The organism is Pseudoflavonifractor phocaeensis (assembly GCF_021531375.1).
GTDB lineage: Bacteria > Bacillota > Clostridia > Oscillospirales > Oscillospiraceae > Lawsonibacter > Lawsonibacter phocaeensis_B.
In genome coordinates, this window is sequence record NZ_JADYTU010000001.1 from 32,212 (window position 1) to 47,873 (window position 15,662).

Genomic DNA, 15,662 nt, shown 5'->3' on the forward strand with positions numbered 1-15,662 from the left:
TCCTGTCAGTGCATCGGGGAGAAGATAAATTTTAGTTTGTCTGAGGATTTCGCCAGCGGGCGGGACGGGAGTTAAGACGGGGGATGTTTCGCCCTGCGGGGCGAGTTCCTTTGCCCGCGGCGGCAAAGGAACCAAAACGCCGCCGGGGACGGCGGCAGGGAAAGCGCAAAAAATTTCCGGCGTGGGAAATTTTTTCTGCGCTTTTGTGCCGCCTCTCCCCGGACCCCCATTACGGGAGAGCAGGCGGCCTTGCGTTAATCTCAGATCGCAAAATGTGAGAGCGCTCACACCGCCTTTTGCTTTGCAAAATGGAGAAGATTTCACGGGGGATAAGCAATGCAGCCCGCCTCGATGGCGGTAAAGACTGCCAGCAGTTACTTCTTACCCACCTGGCCCGCCGGGGCCGCCCGAAGGTGCTCCGTTTTTGAATTGACCTGATAGAAAGGGAGAAACTGGCAGCTAAGGGGATCGCACCCCGCGATTGTTCACTCAGAGGCGCGCTCTTCACAAGGTGAAGCAGACGCCAATTTCACTGGCGCAGAGCGGCAGCGGGCGGGAATGAGAGGGGTATCCCGGCTTTTGCCCGCGCCGAACAGTATTCTGCATATTCTTTGATGGCTCCCCATGGGGACCGGGGCCGAAGCCCCGGAGATTTTTTGGGTACTTTTGTATCTCTACAAAAGTACCTCGCCCGGGGGCGAAATATCCCTTCGTCCAAACTTCCGTCCCGACTGCGGGCGGCCACGTGGGGCCGCCCCTACAATTCTAACATACAAACCTGCTAGCCCGCCGCAGCCCCAGTCCCTCGTACGCCCCCAGTGTGCGCACTGGGCCACCTTCTAAAAGGGAGAAGGCTTTAGGCAGAGAAACTAAAATTTACCAATCACAGCAGTGTCATCTGCTCCTCGCCCCGGTCAGCCTCCCGGAGGAGCGCGCCGGCGATGGGCAGAGACCGGGCCCGGTACCGGGCGGCATTGACGATGGGGGTGTCGGCCAGGGGAAGGGCGCGCTCCACCCTGTACTTGGGCTTCAGGGTCATGACATTGACCCCCTGGGTGGTGCGGGTGGTCTTGGGGTTCAGGCTGGCGGTGTGGAACACCACGCACCGGCCCTCGGTGGAGATGACCGCCATCTCCAGATCCTCTTTCAGCAGGAGGGCGGACACCAGGGGAGCCTTGTCCGAATAGGCCCCGGTCAGTTTCTTGCGTTTGGTCTGGGTCTGATAGGCGGACAGCTCTACCCGGGCCGCCTTCCCGTTGTCAAAGAAGAACAGCAGGTGCCCGGAGTAATCCCCGGGGATGCAGGCCCAGACCGCCTTTTCCTCCGGGTCCATCCCCAGCTTGGTGGGCAGATAGTCCCCCAGTACACTGGCCTTGGTGTCGTCGAAGTCGGACAGCCGGGTCTTGTAGCACTGCTGCCGGTCGGTGAACACCAGCAGCTCATCCCGGTTGTTGGCCTCCCACTGGAGGCAGGGGCCGTCCCCCTCCTTGTATTTCTGGTCGCTGGCCATGCGCAGGGACTGGGGGGTGATCTTTTTCAGATAGCCCTCCCGGGAGAAAAACAGGTGGACGGGATAGTCGGGGACCTCCTCCGCTTCCACCGCCACGGTCTCCAGCTCGTGGTCGTAGACGATGTCGGTGCGCCGGGGGAGGGCGTACTTCTTTTTCACCTCCGCCAGTTCGTCCATGATGATCTTCCGGATGCGCTGTGGGGAGTTGACCGTGTCCTCCAGATCGGCGATCTCATCTTCCAGAGCGTCAACCTCCTGGGTGCGCTTTAGGATGTACTCCTTGTTGATGTTTCGCAGGCGGATGTCGGCCACATATTCGGCCTGGATCTGGTCGATGCCGAAGCCGATCATCAAATTGGGGATGACCTCGGCGTCCTCCTCGGTGTCCCGGATGATCTTGATGGCCCGGTCGATGTCCAGCAGGATGCACCGCAGGCCCTTCAAAAGGTGGAGCTTCTCCTTTTTCTTGCTCATGGAGTAGTATACCCGCCGGCGCACCGAATCCATCCGCCAGGCGGTCCACTCCTCCAGAATCTCCCGCACGCCCATGACCCGGGGCATCCCGGCGATGAGAATGTTAAAGTTGCAGGACTGGCTGTCCAGCAGGGGGGTGGAGCGGAACAGCTTGGCCATCAGCTTGTCCGGGTCGGTGCCCCGCTTCAGGTCAATGGTCAGCTTCAGACCGGACAGGTCGGTCTCGTCCCGCATGTCGGCGATCTCCTTGACCTTGCCCGTTTTGACCAGTTCGGTCACCTTGTCCATAATGGCCTCAGTGGTGGTGGAGTAAGGGATCTCGTAGACCTCAATGAGGTTTTCCGCCTTGTTGTACCGCCACTTGGAACGCACCTTGAAGGAGCCGCGCCCGGTGCGGTAGATCTCGCTGAGGGCGGCTTCGTTATAGAGCAGCTCTCCGCCGGTGGGCAGGTCGGGGGCCTTCAGGGTGGACATGATGTCGTGGTCGGGATTTTTCAGGAAAGCGATGGTGGTGTCGCACACTTCACCCAGATTGAAGCCGCACAGGTTGCTGGCCATGCCCACGGCGATGCCCTGGTTGGCGGATACCAGCACGTTGGGGAAGGTGGTGGGCAGGAGGGTGGGCTCCTTCAGCTTGCCGTCATAGTTGTCCACAAAGTCCACCGTGTCCTGGTCGATGTCCCGGAACAGCTCGGCGCAGATGGGGTCCAGCCGCACCTCGGTGTACCGGCTGGCGGCCCAGGCCATGTCCCGGGAGTACACCTTGCCGAAGTTGCCCTTGGAGTCCACCAGGGGGTGGAGCAGGGCGCCGTAGCCCCGGGACAGGCGGACCATGGTGTCGTAGATGGCGGCGTCGCCGTGGGGGTTGAGCTTCATGGTCTGCCCCACCACGTTGGCGCTCTTGGTCCGGGGCCCGCCCAGCAGCTTCATCTGGTACATGGTGTACAGCAGCTTCCGGTGGGAGGGCTTGAAGCCGTCGATCTCCGGAATGGCCCGGGAGACGATGACGGACATGGCGTAGGGCATATAGTTGATCTCCAGCGTCTGGGTGATGGGCTGTTCCAGCACCTCGGCCCGCAGGCCCATGACGTTGGGGTTGTTCACTCTGGGGCGGTTTTCCTCAGGGTTCTTTTTTTTAGCCATTGGGATCATTCCTTGTTTTAGGATAGGGTCGCGAAACTATGGTTGCCGGTCAGGCGGAGACGGTCCGCGGGTTCACGGTTCCTTTGGGGCGTATTCCAGACCGAAGGGGGTGGCGGCCAGTCCGCCCTTCCCCGTCTCCCGCAGGGTGTGGGGCAGGGACTGTCCCACCTCGGCCATGGCGTCCAGCACCTGGTCGGGAGGCACCCGGCTCTCGATGCCGGCCAGAGCCATCTGGGCAGCGGACAAAGCGTCCATGGCTCCGATGACGTTGCGCTTGACGCAGGGCACCTCCACCAGTCCGCCCACCGGGTCGCACACCAGGCCCAGCAAATTCTTCACCGCCATGGCGCAGGCGTTGGCCATCTGCTCCGGGGTCCCTCCCTGAAGGTGGACCAGAGCGGGAGCGGCCATAGCGGCGGCGGAGCCGATCTCCGCCTGACAGCCCCCCTCAGCCCCGGAAATGGAGGCCCGCTCGGCGATGACCATGCCGAAGCCGGCGGCCACATAGAGGGCCTGGACCAGCGCCTCCTCCGAAGCGCCGAAGTGCCGCCGGTAGGGGAGCAGGACGGCGGGCAGCACGCCGCAGGCCCCGGCGGTGGGGGCGGCCACGATGCGCTTCATGCAGGCGTTGCACTCCCCCATCCGGAGGGCTCCGGCCATCACGTCAGACAGGAAAGGACCGCACAGGGTGCCGCCCGCCTGGGCGTAGGCGGCCATCTTGCCTCCGTCGCCCCCCACCAGACCGCTGGCCGAGCGGTCCCCGGGGCGGTAGGACTGGTCCGCCTGGACCATGACCTCCAGCATGGCGGTCATTCGGGCCAGGGACTCCTCCCGGGAGATGCCCTGGCGCTCACAGTCGGACAGCAGGACGTTTTCCCACAGGGGCAGACCGGCCTGCTCCGTGTCCCGGAGCATCTGGCCGATGGAAGTGAATTCGATCATAAATGTTCCTCCTCGGGGGTGTATCGGGTGACCCGCAGGATGCCGGGCAGGTCCCGGACCTCACGGGCGGCCTCGGGCGGGATGGGCTGGTCGCACTCGATGACCATGACGGCGCTGCCCCCCCGGCCGCCCCGGTTGAGCTGGAGGGTGGCCACGTTCAGCCCCCGGCGGGCCAGGGCTCCGGTGACCTGGCTGACACAGCCGGGCTGGTCGGTATTGTGGACCACCAGCGTGGGCAGGTCGCCGCTGAAGGAGGTGTCCAGACCGTCCACCCGGAACACCCGGATGCGGCCGCCCCCCGGGGAAGAGGCACCCACCTCCAGTTTGCCCCCCTGGTCCCCCTCCAGACGGATGAGGACGCTGTTGGGGTGGACCTCCCGGAGCACACAGGAGCCGAAGGTGAACTCCAGGCCCCGCTCTTTTGCCAGCTCAAAGCTGTTGGGCACCCGGCTGTCGTCGGGAGCCAGTCCCAGCAGCCCGGCGATGAGGGCCTGATGGGTGCCGTGGCCCTCGCCGGTGGAGGCGAAGGAGCCGTGGAGCAGAAGCTCTGCCCGCACCGGCTCCTGGCCCAGCAGGGAACGGGCCATCCGGCCGATGCGGACCGCGCCGGCGGTGTGGGAGCTGGAGGGGCCCACCATCACGGGACCCAGGATGTCGAACAGGTTCATAAAAACTCCTCCGAAATGTATCACGCCTCGCCTGTTCGCGACGCACGGCTTCCTTACGACTCGGGCTTGAAACAGCCACATGCTGTGGCTTTGGTTTCTCGCCCTCGCTCCAGTCCATCCGTGCTGCTCACGACGGCTCGGACGCTTAAGAAATATCCGCCAAATCCAGATATTTATACCCGTTGTCGGCGATATGGTTCTTCCGCCCGGGGAGGTCGTCCCCCAGCAGCAGGTCAAAGACCTGGGCGGTGCGCTCCACGTCCTCGGGCATGACCTTGATAAGACGGCGGGTCTCGGGATTCATGGTGGTCAGCCACATCATGTCGGGTTCGTTCTCGCCCAGGCCCTTGGAGCGCTGGACGTCGTACTTCTTACCCTGGAGGGTGGCCACGATGTCGTTTTTCTCCTTGTCGGAGTAGGCGAACCAGGTCTTTTCCTTGCAGGTGATCTCGTATAGGGGAGATTCGGCGATATAGACATAGCCCTCCTGGATGAGGGTGGGGGTGAGGCGGTAGAGCATGGTGAGGATCAACGTCCGGATCTGAAAGCCGTCCACGTCGGCGTCGGTGCAGATGACCACCTTGTTCCACCGCAGGTTGTTCAGATCGAAGGCGGCCATATCCTTGGCCCGCTTGTCGTGGACCTCTACCCCGCAGCCCAGCACCTTCAAAAGGTCGGTGATGATCTCGCTTTTGAAGATCTTGCCGTAGTCCGCCTTCAAGCAGTTGAGGATCTTGCCCCGGACGGGCATGATGCCCTGAAATTCCGCGTCCCGGCTCATTTTGACGCTGCCCATGGCGGAGTCGCCCTCCACGATATACAGCTCCCGGCGGCTGACGTCCTTGGTGCGGCAGTCCACGAACTTCTGGACCCGGTTGGCCAGATCCATGGAGCCCGTCAGCTTCTTTTTGATGTTTAGCCTGGTTTTCTCGGCGTTTTCCCGGGCCCGCTTGTTGATGAGGACCTGCTCGCCGATCTTCTGGGCGTCCAGGGGGGTTTCGATGAAATAGACCTCCAGCTGGGCGCGGAGAAAATCGGTCATGGCCTCCTGGACGAATTTGTTGTTGATGGCCTTTTTGGTCTGGTTCTCATAGGAGGTCTGGGTGGAGAAGTTGTTGCTCACCAGCACCAGGGCGTCCTGAATGTCGGGGAAGGTGATCTTGCTCTCGTTCTTGGTGTACTTGTTCTGCTGCTTGAGGTAGGCGTCGATGGCGGAGACGAAGGCGGACTTCATGGCCTTCTCCGGGGAGCCGCCGTGCTCCAGCCAGGAGGAGTTGTGGTAGTGCTCGATGACCTGGACTTTGTTGGAGAAGCAGAAGGAGACGGACAGCTTGACCTTATACTCCGGCTTGTCCGCCCGGTCCCGGCCCTTGCGCTCCGTCTGCCAGAAGACGGGCAGGGTGAGCGAGTCCTCCCCCGCCAGTTCGGCCACATAGTCCACGATGCCGTTTTCGTACTGGAAGTCCTGGACGGCGAACTTGCCGGGGGCGGTCTCGTTCCGGAACCGGAAGGTGATCCCCGCGTTGACCACCGCCTGCCGCTTCATCACGTCCAGGTAGTAGGACTCGGGGATGTCGATGTCGGTAAAGACCTCCAGATCGGGCTTCCAGCGGAAGGTGGAGCCCGTTTTCTTGCCCCGGTCGGTGGGCTCCTTGTTCAGCCCGCCGATGTTCTCGCCCTTCTCAAAGTGGAGGCTGTATTTGAAGCCGTCCCGGCGGATGACGGCGTCAAAATACTCGCTGGCGTACTGGGTGGCGCAGGAGCCCAGACCGTTGAGGCCCAGGGAGTACTCATAGTTGTCCCCGCTGCCGTTCTCGTACTTGCCGCCGGCGTACAACTCGCAGAAGACCAGCTCCCAGTTGTACTTCTGCTCCTTTTCGTTCCAGTCCACGGGGCAGCCCCGGCCCTGGTCCTCCACCTCGATGGACTTATCCAGGTAGCGGGTGACGGTGATGAGGCGGCCGTGGCCTTCCCGGGCCTCGTCGATGGCGTTGGAGAGGATCTCGAACACCGCGTGTTCGCAGCCCTCCAGCCCGTCGGAGCCGAAGATGACGCCGGGCCGCATGCGGACCCGGTCGGCCCCCTTCAGGGAGGTGATGGATTCATTTCCGTAGCTGGGTTTCTTTTGAGCCATGACTAACTTTCCTCGCTATTCCAAAGGCGCCGCGGCGCACATAATAATACAGGATAATGATACCAAATGTTGTGGTCGAAAGTCAAGGAAAGGGGGAGGGAGCGGGGCTGGGAATAAAAGAGGAAAAACTCCAAACAATGAACGGGGGAGGAGGATGGCCATGGAATGGTTTCAGGTGGTAGAGGCGGGCGAGGGCATCGAAGGGGCCATCCTGCGGGACCTGGCGGCCCGGCGGAGCGGGGCGGAGCGGCACGTCAGCACGAGCCATCCGACCCTGCTGGTGGTGTCTCCCCGGGCAGCGACCCAGGGGCTGAAGCTGCCCGCCGCCTGCCGGACGGTGCTGCTGCCGGGGGACGCCGGCGGGCTGCTGGCGGGCCTGCGGGCGGCCAGCGCGGTGAGCTACGGCACCTCCCCCAGGGACAGCCTGACCATTTCCAGCCGGGAGCGGGGGCGGCTGTGGGCGGCCCTCCAGCGGGAACTGGTGACGGTGGACGGCCAGGTGGTGGAGCGGCAGGAATTCCCCCTGGCGCTGGAACCGGGCAGGGAAGAACTGCCCGCTCTGGCGGTGGCGGGGGCGCTGCTGCTGCTGGGCGTGCCGCCGGAGGCGCTGGAGGACCCGGCGCCGGGAACGTGAACCAGATGGAAGAAAGAACAAAAAGATCGGACGTATTTCCAAGCCAGGAACAGTCTCAAAGTGGACACCGGGTCAAACTCTGTGCTATAATATCCAAAAACAGATATAATACCCGCGGCCGGCCTGCTGGCCCGCCTGTCGTACTGTGGGTCAGACGTCCGGCGGAACACGCGGAAAGGACGAGAACGCTGAGAAAGGGGAGAAAGGGATGGAGAGGCTGAACCGGCAGAAGATCCTGGTGGCAGATGATTCTGAGATCAATCGCTCTATCCTTTCGGATATTCTGAGCGGAGAATTTGAGATCCTGGAGGCGGAAAACGGGCGGCAGGCTTTGGAGACGATCGAAAAACTGGGCCGGGAGCTGGCTCTGGTCCTGCTGGACATCATCATGCCGGTCATGGACGGCTTTCAGGTACTGGAAGGCATGCGGGATGGCGGGTGGCTGGACGACATCCCCGTCATCATCATGTTCGCGGAGAACAACCCTGACTATGTGCGGCGGGCCTATGACCTGGGGGTGGCGGAATGTATCCGGCGGCCCTTTGACGCCAGGATCCTGCGGCGGCGGGTGGCAAACACCATCATGCTGTACGCCAAGCGGAATCGCCTGACAGAGATCGCATCGGAGTATATGCACTCCAGGGGCGAAAGCGGCTCTTCCGAAGAGAAGAAGCTTTGGGACGAGGAACGGGGTGCCTTCCATCCGAAGCTGCTGGAGTGGCTGGCGAAAGGCGGAGAAGAAGCTGGGAGGGACGCTTCCAATGCGGAGGACGGCGAGTACCGCAGCGCGGTGAGCGAGATGTCCCATGAGGTCCCGCCGGAGCAGGACCTGACGGCCTCGGAGCGCACGCTGCGGCTGCTGGAGTGGGAGCGGAACAAATATCGGTTTTTCGCCTCTATGTCCGGGGAGGTCCAGTTTGAGTATAATGTGGACACTGACGTACTTACGGTGTCGGAGTGGGGCGCCCACTATCTGGGGATCAGGGAGATCCAGGATCATCCCCGGGACAATGCGGCCTTAAAGCAGGTCGTCGGGGAACAGGCCCTGAAGGAGCTGATCTCCAAGCTGCACCGCAGCACACGGGAATGTCCCATGGTGGAGTGCAGCTGCTGCGTCAACGTCAAGGGAAAACAACGGTGGGGCAAGGTCCTTTTTGTGACGCTGTGGTCGGAGGATGAGCCGGCGGAATATCTGGGCGTCATCGGAAAATTTGTGGATATCCATGAGGAGCACAGCCGGATCCAGGCGCTGGAGCAGATCGCGTCCCACGACGGGCTGACAGGACTGCTGAACCGGGACGCTGTCAGCAGCCGGATCGAGGTCCTGCTGGCGGAAAACCGGGACCGGAAATATGTTCTGGCCGTGGTGGATCTGGACCACTTCAAGGAGGCCAATGACCGGTATGGCCACCTGTTTGGGGATAAGGTACTGACGTATGTGGCGGATAAGCTGCGCAAGAGCATCCGCAGTACGGACCTGGCGGCCCGGGTGGGCGGGGACGAGTTTCTGGTGTTCATGGAGTATACCGACCAGATACAGGCCCAGGCGGAACGGATCTTCCGGGCCCTGTCCGGTGAATTTCAGGGCTTGCCCCTCAGCGTGAGTATGGGCCTTGCCCGGTCGGAGAAGGCGGACGGCGGATACGACATGCTGTTCCGTCGGGCGGATCAGGCCCTCTACGCCGCCAAGAGGCGGGGGAGGAGCCGCTACTGTTTCTACGACGACTCCATGCGGGATATGCTGTCGGTGCTGTCCCCCATCGAGAGCGACAGAATACCGGATCAACTTCCGCCGGAGACAGACTGAGAGGAGCAAGCGAAATGGGCTTTCAGATCATTACTCTGATGGAGAACACCGCCCCCCGGGACTGTCTGGCGGCGGAACACGGGCTGAGCCTGCTCATCCAGGGAGAGGGCTGCAAGGTCCTGTACGACACGGGGGCCAGCCCCCGGTTTCTGCAGAACGCCCGGAGTCTCGGGGCGGATCTGAGCGGACTGGACGCTCTGGTGCTGAGCCACGGCCATTATGACCACACCGGCGGCGCCGCCGCCCTGCTGACGGGCAGCTTTCGGCCCCGGACGGTCTATGTTGGTCCCCGCTTCTTTGACAGCCGGTACAGCCGGAAAGGGGACGGCCTGATGGAGATCGGTTCCGTTCTGGAGCGGGAGACCCTGGAGGCGGCGAAAGTCACCTGCACAGTGGTGGGGGAGGAGCCCCTGGCCCTGGGCCGGGGGATCTGGCTGGTATCCTGTTTCACCCCTTTGGAGGAGGTGGAGCGGCCCTCTCCCCTGATGCTGCGGCGGGTGGACGGCCGGCTGGAGACAGACCGCTTTGAGGACGAGGTGGCGGTGGTGCTGGAGGGCCGGGATGGGCTGACGCTGATCTCCGGCTGCGCCCATGTGGGGATCCTCAGCATGTGCCGGCGGGTATCCCGGCTCTTTGACCGCCCGGTGACGGGCTTTGTGGGCGGGACCCACTTGATGGCGGCGGACGACGCCCGCATCCGGTATACCTGCGACTGCCTGCGGGAGCGGGGGCTGGTCCGGCTTGGGGCCTGCCACTGCAGCGGCCCGCGGGCCTCGGAGTATTTTCAGGAGCATTTCCCCGGGTTTTTCCTGAACAACGTGGGTTCCCGGGTGGAAGTGGAATAAAAGGATCAAAACGAAAGAATGCCAAATTGGAAAGGGAACCTCGACGGTTCCCTTTCCAATTGCCTTTCTCTGAAAAACTTGGACCGGCGGGATGTTTTGACAGCACGCCCGATGATAAAAAAATTGAAATCCTATTAACCGTAAGGTATAATAGGCTAATAAACAAGGAGGGATGAACCATGATGATTTCCACAAAGGGGCGGTATGCCCTTCGGGTGCTGATCGATCTGGCTGAGCACCAGACCGACGGATATATCCCTCTGAAAACCATCGCGGAGCGGCAGGGGATCTCAGAAAAGTACCTGGAGATCGTGCTGAAGTCGCTGGTCAAGGCCCGGGTCCTGACAGGGGTGCGGGGCAAGGGCGGCGGCTACCGGCTGACCAAGCCGCCGGAGCAGTACACCGTAGGGGAGATCCTTCGGTTGACGGAGGAGAGCCTGGCGCCGGTGTCCTGCCTGGAGGAGGGCGCATGCCAGTGTCCCCGGGAGGCGGAATGCCGTACCATCGGCCTGTGGAGCGGCCTGGACCAGGTCATCAACCGGTATCTGGACAGCTACACCCTGGCGGACCTGATGGTCTCCGGCGGGGAGAGAAACGGCCATCGCATCTGAGGACAAGAGGATCAAGTCCAAAGGGCCGCCCTGCCGCGCGGCGCGCAAGTCTCCCGTTCCATTGAAGCAGCAAAGAAAAAACTGGTATGGAGCCTTGGGGCTCCATACCAGTTTTTTGTACTGGGAGGGGTGAAGTATGTATTACTCCTGACGGATCTGTTCCAGAATTCGGGTCATCAGCTGGACCCGGCGGAAGGGGGTGATGAGATAGAGCCCATCCGTGTAGGGGGTGATCTCCCGGGCGATCCGGGCGGAGATGGTGACGGCCAGGTCCTCGGCCTCCTCCTTCTCCTTCCCCTCGTACAGGGCCGTGATCTCGTCGCAGACCCGCATGCCGGAGATCTCGTTGTTGAGGAAGCAGGCGTTCCGGTGGCTGACCACGGGGAAGACGCCGCCCAGGATCTTGCCCTTCAGGGTGGCCCGGGCCAGCTTCAGATTTTCCAGCGCCTCCGGGGAGAGGACGGGCTGGGTGAGGAATCCGGTGACGCCGCACTCCTCCTTGTCCTGGGCCAGCTTCAGCTGCATATGGAAATTTCGGGCGTTCAGGTTCAGCGCTCCGAAGATGCGGAAGGGGGTCCGGAGGGTGGTCTCGTTGAGGCTGCTGACGAAGCGGGCCAGCTTCCGGGAGTTGAAGTTGAAAACGCTCTTGACCTCGTCCCGGTCCTCGGTGGGGATGGGGTCGCCGGTGACCAGCAGGACGTTGTGGACGTCCTCCATGGACAGACCCAGCAGCAGGGCCTTGGTGGCGTTCAGGTTCCGGTCCCGGCAGGTCATGTGGGGCAGAGGCTCCACGCCCAGCTCCCGCTTGACCTTGCAGGCCAGCAGGCTGCTGTCCGCCCGGGGACGGCCCACGGGGCAGTCGGCGATGGTGACGGCGTCGGCGCCGGCGTCGTGGAGGGAGCGCACCCCCTCCAGGAAGAAGGTCAGATCATCGTCGGTGGGCGGGTCCAGCTCCACGGCGATGACCCGGCGTCCGCTGTCCAGCTTGTCCGCCAGGGTGTTGGTGGCAGGGACCTCCCGGTGCTCCGGCGCCTTTCGGGGGCGGGGGACCGGCACGATGGGCCGGTGTCCGGCCAGAGCGGTGGCTGTCATGGCGATGTGCTTGGGCGTGGTGCCGCAGCAGCCGCCCAGAATGGCGGCGCCGGCCTGGGCGATCTGGACCATTTTCTGGCTGAAATAATCCGGCTTCCCCTGGAACACCGTACGGCGGCCCAGCACCGTGGGGTAGCCGGCGTTGGGCATCACCGACAGGGTAACGCCGGTGAGGTCCAGACTCTGGATGAACTCCAGCAGGTGGTGGGGGCCGGACACACAGTTGAAGCCCACGGCGTCCACCTCAGGCAGATCGGCGGTGTGGCGGAACAGCTCCCGGCCCAGACGGCCCTCCCGGGTGATCCCGTCGGAGTCCACGGCATAGGAGACGATGAGGTAGGCCTGAGAACAGTGGGCTTTCAGATGCTTGGCCAGCTCCGGGATTCCGTCGTCGGTGGGCAGGGTCTCCACCACGAAATGGGTCAGCCCCTGCTGGAGGAAGATGTCTGCCTGACGGCAGTAGTTTTCCGCCGGGGACAGCTCCTTCCCCTGGGGAGCGGGGCCAATGTCCGCGAAGACGTAGGCGTCAAAGGGCTGGGCGGCCTCCAGCGCCAGGCGGCAACCGGCCTCGATGATGCGGCGGGCCGGAGCCTCGTCCCCCTGGGCCATGTCCACGCCCACGGAGAAGGTGTTGGTCTTGATGGCCCGGCAACCGGCCTCCAGATAGGCCCGGTGGATGGCCGTGATCTCGTCCGGGTGGTCCAGGTTGGCCCGCTCGCACCGCTCTTCCTCCCTGCCGGGGAGGGAAGCGAAATAGGTGCCCATGGCACCGTCAAACAACAGGGGAGCGTCCTGCTTTAAGTAAGTTCTGATGTCCATAGTTCCAATCCCTTTCTTGGATCTGTGTGGGCGGAGGCGGCGGGGAGCGCCGTCTCTGTCGATTTAGTGGTATCATACCGTATTTTGGCCCGGTTGTACAGTCAGCAAAATGTTGGAAAAGACAAAGAATTTTTTGTGATAATTTTATACTTAAATAGTATGTTAGTGTGAATAATGGGCAAGTGAAGATAACTCCGCCAAGCGCCCGGGGAGGGGAAGGCAATGGAGATGTGTGCGGCAAGGGCAGAAAAAGAGGGCGGAGCGATTGCTCCACCCTCTTAAAAGTGCTTGATTTAAGCGGTATTGGCTTATTATAGCAAAAGGGGTATCCAATATTGCAGGACACCCCATAAAGATAATTCATATTCTTTTTCTTTATTTCTCTTGGAAGATGTGCGGTTTAAGTTCAAAGTCGTTCCGCACTTGTTCGTTGTTCTTCAAAGGCGATAAAAGATGTGCGAAGATGTATAATTTAGTTCAAACATCTGGTTTCCTGAACACCTAAAAGTTTATAATACAGACATCCACATTGCTGACTTCCACATATGGCATTTTCAGAAGGAAAACAGAGATAGACTTCCACAGAAACTTCCACCCCACCCGGCGGAGGACGCAAAAAAGAGGAGACCACTTTCGTGGTCTCCTCTTGGATAAATCCTTGATGTATCAGGGATTTCAGCCGATTAGAAGTAGCGCTCCAGCAGGCCCTTCAGAGCCTTGCCGTGGCGGGCCTCGTCGCGAACCCGTCAGATTTTGTACCAGTCGCTGGGATTACCCGGGCGTTTCGCACCGCATTTGGCACAAGTTCCTCTGGGCGCGCCTGCGTAGGTGTTTTCGTTCAGCTCACCGCACTTTTCACATTGCCAGCGGCGCTCTTCTTCTGATATTGGGTGGTACATGTCAGGTGCAATATTGGGATATACGCGTTTGCAATTCGGGCATATGACATGAGAATCCCAGCGGGAATTCTCAAATTCACACCCGCATCTGCAAATGACCATTCATTTCCCTCCCATTGTGGTTCTATCATTCTATCGCAAAAAACGGCGGGAAGAGATCCCGCCGCTTTTTGTATTTCTTACTTGAAGTAGCGCTTCAGCAGGCCCTCGAAAGCCTTGCCGTGACGGGCCTCGTCGCGGGCCATCTCATGGACGGTGTCGTGGATGGCGTCCAGGTTCAGGGCCTTGGCCTTCTTGGCCAGCTCGAACTTGCCGGCGGTAGCGCCGTTCTCGGCGTCCACGCGCATCTCCAGGTTCTTCTTGGTGGAGTCGGTCACCACCTCGCCCAGCAGCTCGGCGAACTTGGCGGCGTGCTCGGCCTCCTCATAGGCGGCCTTCTCCCAGTACAGGCCGATCTCGGGATAACCCTCGCGGTGAGCCACACGGGCCATGGCCAGATACATACCGACCTCGGTGCACTCGCCCTGGAAGTTCTCGCGCAGGCCGGCGATGATCTCCTCGTCCACGCCCTGGGCTACGCCCACAACGTGCTCAGCGGCCCAGGTCTTCTCGGCGGACTGCTCCTGGAACTTGGAAGCGGGGGCCTTGCAGATGGGGCAGGACTCGGGAGCGGCATCTCCCTCGTGAACATAACCGCAGATGGTGCAAACAAACTTCTTCATGATAATATGTCCTCCTCGTGTTGCTGATTTTGTATACATGTTTGGCAAACGCCGTGAAAGCTGAGTTCATGGTAATCCACCATGAGCCCGTATTGCTCACTGACGTCGCGGTCAAGGTGGTCGGCCAGTTCGATCTGGCTCAGATCCATCACCGCGCCGCAGCGACTGCAAATAAAGTGACTGTGCGGGGTCGTGATGCCGTCGAATCGCTCGTGCCCACGGACCACTCCTACACTCCGGATATCGCCCCGTTCCTGAAAAAAGATCAGGTTGCGGTAGACGGTTCCCAAACTCAGGTCGGGATGGCTGGGTTTCAGGGTCTGGTAGACCCATTCGGCGGAGGGGTGGCAATCCGTGCCTTGGATGGCAGAGAGGATGGCGGCGCGTTTCTTACTGTATCGTGTCGTGCGTTCCACCTTATGCCCCCTAACAATATTGATTCTTATTTACGAAAAGATGATACCATATGGGCAGCGGTTTGTAAAGAGGAAAATAACAGAAAATAAAAAAATTTTGGAGGCAAGGCGGCCAAGACAGCCGATCAACCTTGCCAGCCAAAATTCTGGAGGGAAAAATCATTTTATAATAGAGGTGCCTCGCGGGGCGATTCGGAACAAGGCGGCTTCCCGACTCAAAAGAAGGGCTTCAGGGTTTGGGACGGCGGCGGAGCCGGGCAAGAACGGCGGCCTCCGCCCGGTCTGCGTATTTCAGTCCCAGGACAAAGCACACCGCTCCGGCCAGACCGGCCAGCACCAGGATCCACGGGGGACAGGCGAAGGAAGCGCCACCCAGTCCGCAGGCGAACAGCAGTCCCCAGGGGCGGGCGAGCAGGACGATGACCAGAAAGCGGCGGAAGGGGAGCTCGGTGAGACCGGCCAGGATGCACAGCACGTCATCGGGGAAGTAGGGGAACAGGAAGGCCAGGACCAAGAAAACAGAGGCCTTGGAGCGGATCACGTCCTGATATTTTTCCGACAGCCGGCGGCTGACCACCCGGTCGGCAAAGTCCTGGCCCAGGAGTCGGGCCAGCCAAAAGACCAGCAGGGAGCCGGCGATGATGGCGGAAAAAGTGAGCAAAAAGGCGGGCCAAACGCCGAACAGCATCCCACCCGCGGCGGCGGTGATGTTGCTGGGGATGGGGGCCAGCACTACGGAGAGAAATTGCAGCAGAAAGAAGGACAGATGGGAATAGGGGGCGGAGCGGCTGATATAGGCCCGCAGCGCCTCCGGGGAGGTGCAGGCGGCGAAAAAACCGCTCCGGTACAAAAACAGGCCGCTCCCCGCCGCCAGAAGGAGGACCAGAGCCCATAAGAGCCACTGCTTTCTACTGCTGACCATGTACCCATCCTCCCATCTCCGCGG

At 61.4% G+C, this 15,662-nt stretch carries 12 protein-coding genes; 4 read left to right on the forward strand and 8 right to left on the reverse strand.

Annotated features, from left to right (window positions below):
* Nucleotides 1-883: 883 nt before the first annotated feature.
* The 4 genes from I6E39_RS00170 to I6E39_RS00185 form a co-directional block, all read right to left on the reverse strand.
* A complete protein-coding gene (locus tag I6E39_RS00170) occupies nucleotides 884-3,127 on the reverse strand; it encodes a DNA gyrase subunit A (RefSeq protein ID WP_235379284.1) in 2,244 nt (747 codons plus the stop codon).
* 72 nt (nucleotides 3,128-3,199) lie between these two features.
* Nucleotides 3,200-4,066: an L-serine ammonia-lyase, iron-sulfur-dependent, subunit alpha gene (sdaAA, locus tag I6E39_RS00175; RefSeq protein WP_235379504.1), complete on the reverse strand. Its 867-nt coding sequence runs from the start codon at nucleotides 4,064-4,066 to the stop codon at nucleotides 3,200-3,202.
* Nucleotides 4,066-4,737: an L-serine ammonia-lyase, iron-sulfur-dependent subunit beta gene (gene sdaAB, locus I6E39_RS00180; protein WP_235379285.1), complete on the reverse strand. Its 672-nt coding sequence runs from the start codon at nucleotides 4,735-4,737 to the stop codon at nucleotides 4,066-4,068. The genes sdaAA and sdaAB overlap by 1 nt, the downstream gene beginning before the upstream one ends.
* A 145-nt stretch (nucleotides 4,738-4,882) precedes the next feature.
* Complete coding sequence (locus I6E39_RS00185) at nucleotides 4,883-6,871, reverse strand: DNA gyrase/topoisomerase IV subunit B (protein WP_235379286.1); 1,989 nt, start codon at nucleotides 6,869-6,871, stop codon at nucleotides 4,883-4,885.
* A gap of 160 nt (nucleotides 6,872-7,031) precedes the next feature.
* Here I6E39_RS00185 and I6E39_RS00190 point away from each other — a divergent pair, with 160 nt between their 5' ends.
* From I6E39_RS00190 to I6E39_RS00205, 4 genes are all read left to right on the forward strand, one after another.
* The gene (locus I6E39_RS00190) at nucleotides 7,032-7,505 is read left to right on the forward strand and encodes a hypothetical protein (RefSeq protein WP_235379287.1); all 474 of its coding nucleotides are present in this window, start codon (nucleotides 7,032-7,034) and stop codon (nucleotides 7,503-7,505) included.
* Nucleotides 7,506-7,713: 208 nt separating this feature from the next.
* Entirely contained in the window at nucleotides 7,714-9,312 is a 1,599-nt protein-coding gene (locus I6E39_RS00195; RefSeq protein ID WP_235379288.1) for a GGDEF domain-containing response regulator, read from the forward strand.
* Nucleotides 9,313-9,326: 14 nt separating this feature from the next.
* The gene (locus tag I6E39_RS00200) at nucleotides 9,327-10,157 is read left to right on the forward strand and encodes an MBL fold metallo-hydrolase (RefSeq protein ID WP_235379289.1); all 831 of its coding nucleotides are present in this window, start codon (nucleotides 9,327-9,329) and stop codon (nucleotides 10,155-10,157) included.
* A 179-nt stretch (nucleotides 10,158-10,336) separates the two neighbouring features.
* Nucleotides 10,337-10,768: an RrF2 family transcriptional regulator gene (locus I6E39_RS00205; RefSeq protein ID WP_235379290.1), complete on the forward strand. Its 432-nt coding sequence runs from the start codon at nucleotides 10,337-10,339 to the stop codon at nucleotides 10,766-10,768.
* Nucleotides 10,769-10,909: 141 nt separating this feature from the next.
* On the opposite strand, the gene I6E39_RS00210 is transcribed toward I6E39_RS00205, so the two are convergent.
* From I6E39_RS00210 to I6E39_RS00225, 4 genes are all read right to left on the reverse strand, one after another.
* Complete coding sequence (locus I6E39_RS00210) at nucleotides 10,910-12,679, reverse strand: bifunctional homocysteine S-methyltransferase/methylenetetrahydrofolate reductase (protein WP_235379291.1); 1,770 nt, start codon at nucleotides 12,677-12,679, stop codon at nucleotides 10,910-10,912.
* Nucleotides 12,680-13,757: 1,078 nt separating this feature from the next.
* Nucleotides 13,758-14,300: an NADH peroxidase gene (locus tag I6E39_RS00215; RefSeq protein WP_235379292.1), complete on the reverse strand. Its 543-nt coding sequence runs from the start codon at nucleotides 14,298-14,300 to the stop codon at nucleotides 13,758-13,760.
* Nucleotides 14,297-14,716, reverse strand: coding sequence for a Fur family transcriptional regulator (locus tag I6E39_RS00220; protein ID WP_235379293.1), 420 nt, complete (start codon nucleotides 14,714-14,716; stop codon nucleotides 14,297-14,299). The genes I6E39_RS00215 and I6E39_RS00220 overlap by 4 nt, the downstream gene beginning before the upstream one ends.
* Nucleotides 14,717-14,945: 229 nt before the next feature.
* Nucleotides 14,946-15,638: a TVP38/TMEM64 family protein gene (locus tag I6E39_RS00225; RefSeq protein WP_235379294.1), complete on the reverse strand. Its 693-nt coding sequence runs from the start codon at nucleotides 15,636-15,638 to the stop codon at nucleotides 14,946-14,948.
* Between the last annotated feature and the right edge of the window lie 24 nt (nucleotides 15,639-15,662).